The sequence below is a fragment of the Enterobacter sp. E12 genome, from assembly GCF_014596715.2.
GTDB lineage: Bacteria > Pseudomonadota > Gammaproteobacteria > Enterobacterales > Enterobacteriaceae > Enterobacter > Enterobacter bugandensis.
This window is the reverse complement of the sequence record NZ_CP115601.1, coordinates 2,308,644-2,322,416: the sequence shown is the minus strand read 5'-3', so window position 1 is coordinate 2,322,416 and position 13,773 is coordinate 2,308,644. Positions and strand designations below refer to the sequence as shown.

Sequence of the window (13,773 nt, the reverse complement as noted above, 5' to 3'; positions counted from 1 at the left end):
GCCATTATCTGGCGGTAAATGCTTGCATGGATAGATTTGTATTTTGGTCTCTACGTCCCCGACGCTCCATGGTCGGGCAGCGGATCTCATACAAACTAACACTGGCTGTCTCAACGAAAGCTAAACAGCCTGATTAACTCGCGCTGGTGTTGATTTGTAAATAGCGCATCAGGCCCTGCTCAGCGCTCTGCCTGGCATCATCGTTAAGGGCCTCGAGATAAAACGATCGCGATACGCCATAGGGAGCCTTTTCAGAGGGATATACCGCAAACTGGAATGTTTTTCCCCGTGCCGGATGGGTGCAGTCTAATTCCCAGCGCTGTTCATTTACTCTTTTACTAGTGCAGGCTACGCGTCCATAGTCGCTGGTTAAATAGGAACCAACGCGAATTTCAGCGGACTGAATATATTCTGGTTCGTCATTACCGATATAGCGAAATCCTGCGGTAGCCCCAACGGCAGCCACGAGGAGCGCAAGTGCGATTATTTTTTTCATTTATTTAGACTCATTCCTTAGCCAGAGAACCTCTATTATATAGGATTATCCTTAAAGTAAATGTCTGTTTCCGTACCAGAACAGGTAGTTTACAACGCGTAATTCGTTTTTAGGATATTTCTTAAGAAGAATTCCGATCCTACAGTATTTGACACTTTCTTTGCCGTACTTTGAATTATTGAATAATAACGAGAAGAAATAATCGGCATGCTTATTCCCGCAATGTTATTCAGCGGTGAAACCATGGTGAAAAAAGGGTTATCTCTCGTCATGCTTATTTGTGCGCTGTTTTCCGGCCAGCTGATGGCCGGGCACAAAGGGCATGAATATGTTTGGGTAAAGAATGTGGATCATCAGCTGCGGCATGAGGCCGACAGTGACGAGTTACGCAGTGCAGCGGAAGAGTCAGCGGAGGGTTTGCGCGAACACCACCTGTGGCAGAAATCGCGCAAACCGGACACGCACGTAAGGTAATTAACTGCCCTTGCGTTTCGGAAGGGTTTTCATCAGATCGTCCGGGCTCACGGACGCAACGATGCTGCCCGGCGGTGGCATTTTGAAAATGTGGTTTTTCATTTTGCCGATAACATGCATTTCACAAGGACGGCAGTCAAACTTCAGGGTCAGGACTTCGTCGCCGTTGACCAGCTGCATGGGGGTGGCCTTCCAGCTTTTAATATTCCCTTTCGCCTGTTTCGGGCACAGGTTAAAAGCAAAGCGCAGGCAGTGCTTGGTGATCATCACCGGCACATCGCCCTTCTCTTCGTGCGCTTCATAGGCCGCGTCGATAAGCTGCACGCCGTGGCGATGATAAAATTCACGCGCTTTATGGTTGTAAACGTTGGCCAGGAACGATAAATGGGTGTCCGGATACACAGGCGCAGGAACGGATTCGGCCTTACGGCTGCCGCGCGGATACTGCGCCAGGCGTGCGGCATCCAGCATCTCTGCCGTTTCGCGGCGGAACTGGTTCAGCAGGCTGTTCGGCACGAACAGCGCGTCCGGCAGATTAACCTCGATGGCGCGCGCGTAGTAAATCGTCTGGCCCAGCTTCGCTACGCCGTCCTTCAGGCTGTTAAGCGCTTTATCCGCGTTGTTTGCCACCTCGAACAGGCCATCAAGGGTATGCGTTACGCTGATGCCGTCTTCGCAGGTCATGGTCAGGATCAGCTGCTCTTCCCAGCCGCCCAGCTCAATGTCCACCGCGATGCGACGCTCGCTGGAGGTTTTCAGCAACGCCTGCTGCCAGTTATGATCCAGGTTACGGTTGAGCGGCGCGTTCGGCCTTGCCTTGTAGAGATCGGCAGGCATTTCATTCGGCCAGACGCGGTAGCGGTTCTCGCCGGTTTTTTCGACCGTGTTGGCGCGGAAGCCCACCACTTCACGCTTAATCATTACGTTAAGGCCGTCGCCGTTCGCCAGCGGCTCGGTCACTTCAACGTCCAGGTGATCTTTCGCCACTTTCAGCACTTCACCGACCGGTAAACCGATAAACTTCGGTGAGTCAAACGCGCCGATATCCCCTTTGCGGGCGTTCACGAAATAGTCCGTGCTGCCGCGGTGGAAGGTTTTGTCCGTTGACGGAATAAAGAAATGTTCGGTACGACCGGCCGAGGCGCGCGCCAGGTCACCGCGATCTTCGATGATGGCGTCCAGCATCTGGCGATAGTGCGCGGTGATGTTCTTCACGTAGCTCATATCTTTGTAGCGCCCTTCAATCTTAAAGGAACGCACGCCCGCGTCGATCAGCGCGCCCAGGTTGGCGGTCTGATCGTTATCCTTCATGGAAAGCAGGTGTTTTTCGAACGCCACCACGCGACCCTGGTCGTCTTTCAGGGTATACGGCAGACGGCAGGCCTGCGAGCAGTCGCCGCGGTTGGCGCTGCGGCCCGTCTGCGCGTGGGAGATGTTGCACTGGCCGGAATAGGCCACGCACAGCGCGCCGTGGATAAAGAATTCGATCGTCGCGTCGGTTGCCTGGTGAATATCGCGGATCTGATTGAGGTTCAGCTCGCGGGCCAGAACGATCTGCGAAAAGCCCACGTCGGAGAGAAACTTCGCCTTCTCAACCGTGCGGATATCGCACTGGGTGCTGGCATGCAGTTCGATAGGCGGAATATCCAGCTCAAGCACGCCCATGTCCTGAACAATCAGGGCATCGACGCCGGTCTGGTAGAGATCGGTAATCAGACGCTGCGCGGGTTCCAGCTCATCATCATGAAGAATGGTGTTCAGGGTCACGAACACTTTCGCCCCGAAACGGTGGGCGAACGGCACCAGATCGGCAATATCGCGCAGGCTGTTGCTGGCGTTATGGCGGGCACCGAAGCCAGGGCCGCCGATGTAGACGGCGTCAGCGCCATGAAGGATCGCTTCACGGGCAATGGCGGCGTCGCGGGCCGGGCTTAAAAGTTCAAGATGATGGGATTGCAGGCGCATACTTCGTCGTTATCCGTTATGGTCAAAATGGCGGCTATTGTAGTCAGAAGTATGCGCCAGCGAAACAGTTTTGCGTAGCCTCAGCGGGGATAATGGATCAGAGAGTGAAAATGCACCGGCCTGTCGCTGCTGTTGCGGTAGGCGTGCGGTTTATCGCCGGCAAAACGGACGCCAGAATCGGCATGCACCGTCTGCCACTTGTCGTTGATGTTCATCTCCAGCTCGCCGCTGATGACCACCACATGTTCAATCACGCCTGCCTCATGCGGCGTGGACTCGCTCAGGGCACCCGGTGCCAGCGTGATGGAGAAATGATCGAACCGGAGCGTCTCATCCCAGGGAAAGAGCGGTTTGACCACCATCGCCTGCTGCTGTGAATCAAACACAGCTGGCCTGTCCGCCTCTGGCGTAATGAAAGCGGAAAACGGGACGTTCAGCCCGGTGGCAATTTTCCACAGCGTCGACACCGTCGGGCTGGACTCATTGCGCTCGATTTGCCCGAGCATCGCTTTCGACACGCCCGTTTCGTCCGCCAGCTTCGACAAACTCCAGCCGCGCGCCTGGCGCAGCGTTTTCAGCGTTGCTGCAAGATGTTGTGTAATGTCCATGCTCCCTCCTGATGGCCCTGAGCATACCACTTGTACGCTATAGCGCACAGTGTTAACTTATCGCGGACGTTATAACGCACAGCGGAGTATCTATGCGCCCTACCTCTCATCTCGTTCCAGTCGTAATGGCTGGATTTGTCGCCGTTCTGGTCGGTTACGCCAGTTCGGCAGCCATCATCTGGCAGGCCGCCGCGGCGGCAGGCGCCAGCGCGCAGCAGATTGCGGGCTGGATGACCGCGCTGGGGGTTGGGATGGGCGTCAGCACGCTGGCGCTCTCCTGGTGGTATAAAGCTCCGGTGCTGACCGCCTGGTCTACGCCCGGCGCGGCGCTGCTCGCCACTAGCCTGCACGGCGTGACGCTTGCCGAGACAATCGGCCTGTTTATCTTCGCCAACGCGCTCATTTTACTCTGCGGCATGACCGGGCTTTTCGCCCGCCTGATGAAGCTGATCCCACACTCACTGGCTGCGGCCATGCTGGCAGGCGTACTCCTGCAGTTTGGGCTGCATGCGTTTGCCCATCTGGACGGGCACTTTCTGCTGTGCGGCAGCATGATTGCCGCGTGGCTGCTGGCGAAAGCGCTGGCACCGCGCTATGCGATCGTCGTCACGCTGCTGGTGGGCGGGATCGTGGCGTGGGCAGGAGGTGACGTTGTCACGGATAAAATCACCATTTCCTTCGTGACACCTGAGTTTATTGCGCCCACGTTCACCTTCACCAGCCTGGTGAGCATCGGCTTGCCCTTCTTCCTGGTGACCATGGCCTCGCAAAATGCGCCCGGTTTCGCGACCATGAAAGCGTCCGGCTATCCGCTGGCGGTCTCACCGCTCATTATTTTTACGGGCGGGCTGGCGCTGCTGCTTTCCCCCTTCGGCGTCTTTTCCATCTGCATAGCCGCCATTACCGCCGCTATCTGTCAAAGCCCGGATGCCCACCCCGATGCCGGTAAACGCTGGCTGGCGGCCATCGCGGCCGGCGGGTTTTATCTGCTGGCGGGAGTGTTCGGCGGATCCATCACCGGGATAATGGCTGCGCTGCCGCTCAGTTGGATCCAGACGCTGGCCGGTCTGGCGCTGCTGGGTACCATCAGCGGGAGTTTATATCAGGCGCTGAATCATGAAGCGGAGCGCGACGCGGCTATCGTCACGTTTCTGATGACCGCAAGCGGCGTCACGCTCCTGGGCATCGGCTCGGCATTCTGGGGGCTGGTGCTGGGCGGCTTAAGCTATGCCCTGTTTTCACGCGCTCGCCGCGCGCAGCTGTGACGGCGTGATGCCCATGACGCTGCGAAAACGGTTACTGAAGTGGCTGGCGGAGTTAAACCCGCAGGCCAGCGCGATATCCGTCAGCGGCGTCGAGGTATGCTGCACCAGGTTTTTCGCTTTTTCCATGCGCCGTTGCATAACGTACTGATGCGGCGCCAGCCCCGTCGACTGGCGGAACATGCGGGCAAAATGGTATTCGCTGAGTGCGGCCTGCGCCGCCAGATCGGCCAGCGTCAGGGGCTGTCCGAGGTTTTCTTCAATAAATGCCAGCACGTTGCGCAGAACAAACGGCGATAGCCCGCCGGTAACGACCGGGAGCTTCCACTGAACGTTGGCGTAGTTTTGCAGCAGGTGGGTCAACAGCAGCGTAGAGGCCGTGCTCAGGGTGAGCTGGTTGGCCTGCTGCTGCCAGTCGCAGCCGAGCAGAAACTGGCGGTACAGCGCGGTGATCTTCGGGTCGCTGCCAAAAATGCGCTCGTCCAGAGTCAGCGACAGGGGCCGCCTGTCCCAGATTTTTTCGCCCACATCGCGCAGGTGTTCATCGGTGCAGTAGAGATGGACAAACGACAGGTCATCGCGGATGTCCCACGTCGATTCGCTCTCTTTCGGCATCAGACAGAAACGGTCCGGTCCCCCGCCGTTCTTCCAGCCGCCCGGCGTCTTTTGATAGCTTTCGTAACCGTCGGCGACGTACAGACTAAGGGTATGATGATTGCTTTTAACCGTTATCGTATCGTGCTTGTTGTACCACGCCGCCAGCTGAATGCCGGAATTGAGCGCGACCGTTTCCCGAAGGACCGCATTCTGCTGGCGAAGCGTTTCAAAGGTATCGTAAGCGTGAGACATAACCGTTAGCGCGTTATTGAGTGAACTGTCAGTCTAAGAACTGTTGTCCCCCGTTGCCAGCCCCCGGAAAAAAAAAAAGCGCAAGATTTTGCAAGTCTAGCGCAAGCCGGTGAAAGCCCCAGACCGAGGACAGCGCCATACTGCGGGCTTCCGTGGTTTGAGAAGAGAAAAAATATGAACGCGTTATTATACGGACTGGTGGTGATCATCTGGGGAACCACCTGGATTGCCATTTTCCTGCAGCAGGGTCCCGTACCCGCCCCCGTCTCTATTTTCTGGCGTTTCGCGGTGGCCAGCGCCACGATGATGGTGGTGTTACTTGCCCTGCGCCGGTTGCGTAAGCTGGCGCTGCGGGATCATCTGTTCTGCATGCTTCAGGGATGCTGCGTCTTCTGCTTTAACTTCTGGTGTTTTTATACCGCGGCGGCACACATCAACACCGGGCTGGAATCGGTTATCTTCTCCATGGCGGTGCTCTACAACGCCATTAACTGTTTTATTTTCTTTGGACAGCGCCCGCCCGCGCGTTTCTGGACGGCGGCGGCGCTGGGTCTTGTGGGGATCGTGACCCTTTTCTGGGACGACCTGCTGGCCAGCGGCTGGAGCGTATCGCTCCTGACGGGCATTGGCCTTTCCGCCCTCGGCACGTACGGCTTCTCGCTGGGCAATATGATCAGCATGCGCCATCAGCGCAGAGGTCTGGAAACCATGACCACCAACGCCTGGGCTATGCTTTACGGCACGCTGGTGATGGGGGTTATTGCGCTCTTCAGAGGCGACAGTTTTACCCCGGAATGGACGGTCACCTACATGGGCGCGCTGCTCTATCTGGCACTCTTCGGCTCGGTGATTGCCTTTGGCGCCTACTTCACGCTGGTGGGACGCATAGGCCCCGGGAAAGCGGCCTACAGTACGCTGCTCTTCCCGCTGGTGGCGCTCTCTATCTCAACGGTGTATGAAGGCTACGTCTGGCACATTAACGGTATCGCCGGTTTGCTGCTGATTCTGGGCGGGAATATGGTGATGTTCACGAAACCAGAGACCTGGTTCAGGCGCCTGCGTACGGCGTAAAAAAAAACGGCCTGCGCAATGCAGGCCGCTTAACGTTATTTCGCTGTTTTATGCACGTCAAACATGGTGGCGTCCGTCGCCATGTCGTCAACAACCTGCTTCAGCGTCGCAAAGGTCATCGGCGTGCTTTCGTTATTCAGCTCTTTACCTTCACCTTTACGAACCACCTTCATCACCGGTTTATTGGTGGCCGCGTCGATCAGCTCACCTTCAAAGTAGAGATGGGTATCCATGGTGCGATGGCCGGTTGCCATCTGCGTACCTGCTACCACCAGCGCGACCGGCACCACTTCATAGAACTGCAGGCCTTCTTTCTGCGAACTCACCCCGGTAATAGCACCGCGGAAAATCAGGCTGTGTTTACCCGGTGTGGTCACAATCGGCTTACGGGTACCAATAGCCGTTTTCATTTTGTTATTGGTGTAATCCAGCAGCTCATCAAGCGTTCTTTTACCAATCTGAGTGGTTGGTTTTGGCGCTGGATAATAGGTAATCGGCGTCCAGATAATGCTGTCATAGTTGGCTTCGTTATAAGAAGGGTCAACCCAACGCAGCGTTGGTTTACCCGTTGCAGACGTCGTCTGCTGCAAGCCGGAATAATCTTTTAAAAAGCCTGAATATTGTTCTGGAGCCGCGACTTTTGAAGAACAGCCCGCCACTGCCAATAAACCCGTAAGCACTGCAACTTTAAAAAAAGTTTGAGTACGCATGATAGTTTTCCATGTAATCTGCAAGTATGCATTTGAAGTTATAGCAAAAGTTCGGCGGGTTTGTTGTGACAAAAAATGACGTGGGGAGCACAAATTGCGAAAAGAGTGCCCGGCAGCGTACCGGGCATAGAAAATTACTGATTAATATCCACCTGCCAGAACAAATGTTTGCCAAACGGATCGATTTCGTAACCTGTCACCTCTTTGCGCACCGGTTCGAAGATCGTTGAATGCGCAATCATGACCGCCGGCATCTGGTCATGCATGATCTGCTGCGCCTCTTTATACAGCGCTACGCGCTTGTCGCGATCGGTAGTTGATTTTGCTTCCGCGATAATTTTATCAAACGGCTTATAGCACCACTTCGCCGAATTCGAACCGCCGTTGGCCGAGGTGCAGGTAAACAGCGGGCCAAAGAAGTTATCCGGGTCGCCCGTTGCGGTCGTCCAGCCCATCAGGGCAGCCTGATGTTCACCGTCCTTCACGCGCTTGAGATATTCGCCCCATTCGTAGGTGACAATTTTGGTCTGCACCCCCACCTTCGCCCAGTCAGCCTGAATCATCTCCGCCATCCGTCTGGCGTTCGGGTTATAGGGCCGCTGGACGGGCATCGCCCACAGGTCAATACTCATGCCGCCGGCTAAACCGGCCTCTTTCAGCAACGCTTTGGCTTTTTCAGGATCGTAATCGTAATCCTTCAGCTCGCTGTCAGCGCTCCAGACGCCCGGCGGCAGCAGGTTTTTCGCCGCGGTGCCGGTGCCGTGGAACACCGCGTCGATAATGGCCGGCTTATTGATCGCCATCGCCAGCGCCTGGCGAACCTTCACGTTATCCAGCGGCGGCTTTTGGGTATTAAACGCCAGGAAACCCGTGTTCAGCCCGGCCTTGCTCATCAGCGTAATATCTTTATTGGCCTTCATGCGCGGCAGATCCGCCGGGTTCGGGAACGGCATCACCTGGCATTCGTTTTTCTCAATTTTGGCAAAACGCACGGAAGGATCCGGGGTGATGGTAAAGACCAGCCTGTCCAGCTTTGATTTCCCCTGCCAGTAGTCGGCAAACGCCGTAAACAGAATGCGGGAATCCTTCTGATACTGCGCCAGCTTAAACGGCCCGGTGCCAATGGGCTGCATATCCACCTTCTCCGGCGTGCCCGCTTTCAACATTGCATCGGCATACTCCGCGGAGAGGATCGAGGCAAAATACCATGCCAGATCCGCAACAAACGGCGCTTCAGGGTGCGCCAGGGTAAAGCGCACCGTGTGGTCATCGACTTTATCAATAGCGGTAATCAGGCTGCCAAACTCCAGGCTTTCGAAGTTGGAATAGCTGCCGTTTGAGACGTTGTGATAGGGATGGTTAACGTCCTTCTGGCGCATAAACGAGAAGATCACGTCATCGGCGTTAAAATCGCGGGTCGGCGTGAAGAATTTATTGCTCTGAAACTTCACCCCTTTACGCAGATGGAAGGTATAAACCTTACCGTCGTCGCTCACCTCCCAGCGCTCTGCCAGGCTCGGCACCAGCTCCGTGGTGCCGGGTTTGAAATCGACCAGCCGGTTGTAGACCGGCACTGCGCTGGCATCCACGCTGGTGCCCGAGGTGTATAACTGGGGATTAAAGTTTTCCGGTGACCCTTCGGAGCAATACACCAGCGTTTTCGCGGCTACGGTGGAACTGACCGTGAGCGCAGCGAGTGCCAGCGTTAACGTTGTGCGTTTGCTTGTCATCATTTATTCCTGTCTTTTTAATTCGACGGCTAATTAATTCTTTTGCCATTTCATAAATAACATTAAAGTGAAGTGGCAAACACCCGAAAAATAAATAAGGAAGAAAACACTATGGGCTCGCCGCTTTCCAGACAATTAACGCACCGTTTTTTCCGCTATCTTGCGATTACCAGCCAGAGCGATCCGAAAGTGAAAACTCTGCCCTCGACGCCGGGCCAGCACGACATGGCGCGAGAGCTGGCGCAGGAGCTGGCGCAGCTGGGGTTAGACGACATCGTGATTGACGAATTCGCGACCGTGACGGCAGTGAAAAAAGGCAACGTGCCCGGCGCGCCGCGCATCGGCTTTATTACCCACATTGATACCGTTGACGTCGGTTTATCACCGAATATTCATCCGCAAATATTAACGTTTAATGGTGAAGATCTCTGCCTGAATAAGGAAAAAGACATCTGGCTGCGCGTGAACGAGCACCCGGAAATTCTGGCTTATCCGAATGAGGAGATTATTTTCAGCGACGGTACCAGCGTATTGGGCGCAGACAATAAAGCGGCGGTGACGGTGGTAATGACCGTACTGGAAAACCTCACCGCTGAGCATCAGCATGGCGACATTGTGGTCGCGTTTGTGCCCGACGAAGAGATTGGCCTGAACGGCGCCAAGGCGCTGGATCTGAAACGCTTCGACGTGGACTTTGCCTGGACCATTGACTGCTGCGAGCTGGGAGAAATTGTTTACGAGAATTTTAACGCGGCAGCGGCAGAGATCCACTTCACCGGCGTGACGGCGCACCCGATGTCCGCCAAAGGGGTACTGGTGAACCCGTTATTGATGGCAACCGACTTCATCAGCCATTTCGACCGCCAGCAAACCCCGGAGTGCACCGAGGGCCGCGAAGGCTATATCTGGTTTAACGGCATTCAGGCCGGACAGAACGACGCCGTGCTAAAGGCTAATATTCGCGATTTTGATAAAGCCAGCTTTGACGCCCGCAAGCAGCAGATTGCGGACGTCGCCGCGCTGATTGCCGCCCAACACCCGACGGCGAAGGTCGACTATCGCATTGAAGATACCTACAGCAACATCAGCAATGCGATTGGTGAAGACCGGCGCGCCATCGACCTGATGTTTGAGGCGATGGAATCGCTCGGCATCACCCCAAAGCCGATCCCTATGCGCGGCGGCACGGACGGTGCGGCGCTGTCGGCAAAAGGGCTACTCACCCCGAACTTCTTCACCGGCGCGCATAATTTCCACTCGAAGTTTGAGTTCCTGCCGCTGTCGTCGTTCGAGGCGTCTTACAAGACTGCCCTGCAGATCTGCCTGCTGGCCGCCCGTTAAGCGGGCTTGCGCGCCAGCATAGTGGCAAAGCGCAGCTTGATGCGGTTGCCGTTTTCATCGGTGCGGTGCAGTTCGCCAACCTCTTCGTTGTATTTCAGCAGCTCCCAGCCTTCGTAGTAGCTGCTCAGCTCACCGCTTTTGAACGCAAACGGGAAGCCGACGGTGCACGGGTAATCCGCCGTGTCCATCGCGGCAACGATCAGGTTGTAGCCGCCGGGTTTGGTGCAGCGCTGCATGTTGGCGATAAGGCCCGGAATGGTTTTCGCCTCCAGGAACATCAGCACCACGGTGGAGAGAATAAAGTCGTACTCGCCGTCAAAGCTCAGGCTGTTAAGATCTTTGACGGCAGTGTGCAGATTCTCAATCCCTTCTGCCGCCTTGATGCGCTCAATGTTATCAACGCTCATCGGGTTTTTATCCCAGGCGGTCACCTCGTGGCCGTTGGCCGCCAGGTAAAGGCTGTTGCGGCCATTTCCGCAGCCCAGATCCAATGTCTTGCCGGGCTTTACGATCCCCGCGCTGTACAGCACCTCTGAATGCGTACGGGTTAAGCCATATTTCTCTGTGAAGTAATTTTCATCGACAGCCATTATTTTTCCTCAGATTGCATAAGCAGTGCCTTATCAGTGCGCACCAGAAGTTTGCCCTGAATCAGCAGAATAAACGTACGGACCAACAGCATCCCAATGATGAGATTGGTAAAGATAAACAGCGGCACGGCAATGGCGTGGAAGAATCCAGACGAACTGCCGTGACCCAGATGCAGCCCGGTGGTAGCCAGAGCCGACACGCCAAACGAGAAACTCCAGAAGGAGGCGTTAAACGGCTGAGACACATACCACGGCAGCAGGCGCAGCATAAAGAGCAACTGCAACAGGCCGTAGCCGAACAGCATTTTGGCGAAGGTGTCGGCTTCCCCACCGTTGACGCTAAACCAGGCGCTGCACGCCACCAGCGCGGGCGCCAGCTGAATGCCTAAAGCGGTGCGCTGCGCGGTGGGAAGCTCCCCGGCGCTGCGAAGACGCTGGAGGATCACCGGCTCCAGGCTGAGCCAGGAAAAGACGCCCGCGCCGAGAAAAACGAGCCCTGCATCGTTGAACCCCAGAGCACCGCACGCCATCGCGCTGATGAAATTATTCGCCACCGTCGGCAGATACAATCCGGGCGTGGTGGCCTCCTGCGGGTGCCTGCCTCGCCAGAGCCCGGCGCTTTGCCAGGCGGAATAAGCAAGCTGTAACATCACGCCCACGCCGAACAGCGCCAGCGATACCGGGCGGAACCAGGGCACAAAACCGATGGCGACCAGCATGGTGGTGGCCGGAAAAAGGCTGACGAAGCTGCTCATCACCGGGTGGCGCATCTCTGCCAGCACGCTGTGCGGGAAACGGATCGCACGGGTAATAAACGCCGTCGTCAGTAAAAACCAGCAGGCAACTGCGAGAGCGACCAGAATCTCACCCGGCCAGCGCGTCACCGGCCACAGGGTGCTGGCGTATCGCCAGGCGAAACCCATGCCGATGATGCCCAGCACCATGCCAAAATAGCCTGCGGGAAGGTTAAGCGCCTGTTCAGGTTTGTTTAATTTATCCATTAATTTGAATTTTTAAAATGTATTTTAAATGCCATTTTAAGGGGTTTCAGCAACGGATGCCAGCACAACGGAAAGCCGAAAGTTTGCTACGTTTAGTGAAGACGCATATCAGGGACCCCACGATGAATAAGTATCGGCTCAGCGATGAAACCCGGCTCTGGCAATGGAAAAATGGCGAAACATCCCACTCAACGACGCTGCGGCAGATTATCGCTACGGTGGACTTTAACGATGTGAAGGCCGGCACGAAAGGCGGCTGGATTGACGATGAGCGCGCCCTTGCGCAGGACGGAGACTGCTGGATCTACGATGAAAACAGCGTGGTATTCGCTGGCGCAACCGTGTCCGGCAACGCGCGCCTGACCCTGCCGTGCACCGTCAGCCATGATGCGCATATCGGCGATAACTGCTGGCTTGACGCCGCAGAGGTCAGCCACGGGGCGCGAATAAGTGACAACGTCACTATTCAGCACTCCTGCGTGCGGGGTGAGTGCCATCTCTACGGCGACGCGCGCGTGCTGCACAACAGCGTCATCAGTGCCGCTAAAGGCCTCACGCCGGACCACGACCAGATCCTGCAAATCTACGGCAAGGCGACGGTAAGCCGATCGCGCATTGTGCATCAGGCACAAATATACGGCGAGGCGATGGTGAATAACGCGTTTGTTGAGCACCGCGCCGAAGTGTTCGACTGCGCGATCCTCGAAGGTAACGAACTCAACAACGTCTGGGTGTGCGACTGCGCCAAAGTGTACGGCAACGCCCGCGTAATAGCCGGTTTCGACGATGACGCCATCCCTACCGTGCGCTACAGCTCTCAGATTGCCGAGAACGCCGTGGTGGAAGGAAACTGCATCATCAAGCACCACGTCCTGATCGGCGGTCAGGCATGGCTGCGCGGCGGGCCGATCATGCTGGATGATAAAGTGGTGATTCAGGGACGCGCGCGGATCAGCGGCGACGTGCTGATTGAGCATCGGGTAGAAATCACCGACGATGCGGTGATAGAGGCCTTTGCTGGTGAGAGCATTCACCTGCGCGGTGAAAAGGTGATCAACGGCGACCAGCGCATCACCCGCACGCCGCTGCTGGGGGCGCTATAGGGTATAAATTTTGCCGTAGATGTTCACATCGTCATAGGCGCCATTGAGGTATTCCGCTTCCCGCAGGCACCCTTCCAGCGTGAAACCGTTGCGCAGGGCCACGCTGTTGCTGTGCTGATTCGCCACCCGACACTTGATCACAAATCGGCGGATCTCACCGCGCTCAGCGTAGTAGCGCATGAACGCCTGCAGCGACTGCGAGAGGACCCCCTGCCCCTGATGTGCTTCATCCAGCCAGTAGCCGATGTACGCGGCTTTGTTGGCAGGCTCAATCGCATTAAACGACAGTACGCCGACCAGCGCATCCTCCCTGAAGATCAAAAACATTTTGGCGTAGCCGCGCTGGTGCAGCATCTGGTTACTCTGCACGTTGCGTCGGGTGTCATCTTCATTTCCCACGTGCTGCGCCCAGTCAAAGGCGGTTTGCAGATAGGCTCTGTTTTTGACGACGAGGTTATGCAGTTCGGCGGTGTAGCGCTCTTCGACGGCGCGAAGCTCGAGCGCGTCAGATACGGGAATAGTTTCGGATTGTGTTGCGGTCATTGCCCCTCACCCTAACCCTCTCCCTGTGGG

14 protein-coding genes are annotated in these 13,773 nt (G+C 56.2%); 5 read left to right on the top strand and 9 right to left on the bottom strand.

Going from position 1 to position 13,773, the window contains the following annotated elements; all coding sequences use genetic code 11:
* Positions 1-133: 133 nt before the first annotated feature.
* Positions 134-496 (bottom strand): hypothetical protein, encoded by a 363-nt coding sequence (locus tag IB212_RS11050; protein ID WP_041910018.1) that lies wholly within the window; start codon positions 494-496, stop codon positions 134-136.
* Positions 497-739: 243 nt separating this feature from the next.
* On the opposite strand from IB212_RS11050, the gene IB212_RS11045 reads away from it, so the two are divergent.
* Positions 740-970 (top strand): DUF2554 family protein, encoded by a 231-nt coding sequence (locus IB212_RS11045; RefSeq protein WP_041912011.1) that lies wholly within the window; start codon positions 740-742, stop codon positions 968-970.
* Here IB212_RS11045 and IB212_RS11040 read toward each other — a convergent pair whose 3' ends face one another.
* Together IB212_RS11040 and IB212_RS11035 are read right to left on the bottom strand one after the other, a co-directional pair.
* Positions 971-2,935, bottom strand: coding sequence for a U32 family peptidase (locus tag IB212_RS11040; RefSeq protein ID WP_048958188.1), 1,965 nt, complete (start codon positions 2,933-2,935; stop codon positions 971-973). It abuts the gene before it with no gap.
* An 80-nt stretch (positions 2,936-3,015) separates the two neighbouring features.
* Complete coding sequence (locus IB212_RS11035; protein WP_188245626.1) at positions 3,016-3,543, bottom strand: helix-turn-helix domain-containing protein; 528 nt, start codon at positions 3,541-3,543, stop codon at positions 3,016-3,018.
* Positions 3,544-3,635: 92 nt separating this feature from the next.
* On the opposite strand from IB212_RS11035, the gene IB212_RS11030 reads away from it, so the two are divergent.
* Entirely contained in the window at positions 3,636-4,808 is a 1,173-nt protein-coding gene (locus IB212_RS11030) for a benzoate/H(+) symporter BenE family transporter (protein WP_188245627.1), read from the top strand.
* On the opposite strand, the gene IB212_RS11025 is transcribed toward IB212_RS11030, so the two are convergent.
* Positions 4,782-5,654 (bottom strand): helix-turn-helix transcriptional regulator, encoded by an 873-nt coding sequence (locus tag IB212_RS11025; RefSeq protein WP_188245628.1) that lies wholly within the window; start codon positions 5,652-5,654, stop codon positions 4,782-4,784. The two genes, IB212_RS11030 and IB212_RS11025, sit on opposite strands and share 27 nt — an antisense overlap.
* A gap of 174 nt (positions 5,655-5,828) precedes the next feature.
* Here IB212_RS11025 and IB212_RS11020 point away from each other — a divergent pair, with 174 nt between their 5' ends.
* Complete coding sequence (locus IB212_RS11020) at positions 5,829-6,725, top strand: DMT family transporter (RefSeq protein WP_188245629.1); 897 nt, start codon at positions 5,829-5,831, stop codon at positions 6,723-6,725.
* Between the two features lie 35 nt (positions 6,726-6,760).
* On the opposite strand, the gene IB212_RS11015 is transcribed toward IB212_RS11020, so the two are convergent.
* Positions 6,761-7,435 (bottom strand): DUF3313 domain-containing protein, encoded by a 675-nt coding sequence (locus tag IB212_RS11015; protein WP_041910029.1) that lies wholly within the window; start codon positions 7,433-7,435, stop codon positions 6,761-6,763.
* 134 nt (positions 7,436-7,569) lie between these two features.
* Positions 7,570-9,165 (bottom strand): ABC transporter substrate-binding protein, encoded by a 1,596-nt coding sequence (locus IB212_RS11010; RefSeq protein ID WP_047368531.1) that lies wholly within the window; start codon positions 9,163-9,165, stop codon positions 7,570-7,572.
* A gap of 111 nt (positions 9,166-9,276) precedes the next feature.
* Here IB212_RS11010 and pepT point away from each other — a divergent pair, with 111 nt between their 5' ends.
* The gene (pepT, locus tag IB212_RS11005; protein WP_047365200.1) at positions 9,277-10,506 is read left to right on the top strand and encodes a peptidase T; all 1,230 of its coding nucleotides are present in this window, start codon (positions 9,277-9,279) and stop codon (positions 10,504-10,506) included.
* On the opposite strand, the gene tehB is transcribed toward pepT, so the two are convergent.
* Together tehB and tehA are read right to left on the bottom strand one after the other, a co-directional pair.
* Entirely contained in the window at positions 10,503-11,096 is a 594-nt protein-coding gene (tehB, locus tag IB212_RS11000; protein WP_028013116.1) for a tellurite resistance methyltransferase TehB, read from the bottom strand. The genes pepT and tehB overlap by 4 nt on opposite strands.
* Entirely contained in the window at positions 11,096-12,097 is a 1,002-nt protein-coding gene (gene tehA, locus IB212_RS10995) for a dicarboxylate transporter/tellurite-resistance protein TehA (protein WP_060571852.1), read from the bottom strand. Before tehA ends, tehB begins: the two co-directional genes overlap by 1 nt.
* Before the next feature lie 122 nt (positions 12,098-12,219).
* Between tehA and ydcK the strand changes: the two genes are divergently transcribed.
* The gene (gene ydcK, locus IB212_RS10990) at positions 12,220-13,200 is read left to right on the top strand and encodes a YdcK family protein (RefSeq protein WP_188245630.1); all 981 of its coding nucleotides are present in this window, start codon (positions 12,220-12,222) and stop codon (positions 13,198-13,200) included.
* Here the strand turns inward: ydcK and rimL are convergent.
* Entirely contained in the window at positions 13,195-13,743 is a 549-nt protein-coding gene (gene rimL, locus IB212_RS10985) for a 50S ribosomal protein L7/L12-serine acetyltransferase (RefSeq protein WP_188245631.1), read from the bottom strand. The genes ydcK and rimL overlap by 6 nt on opposite strands.
* Positions 13,744-13,773 lie beyond the last annotated feature (30 nt).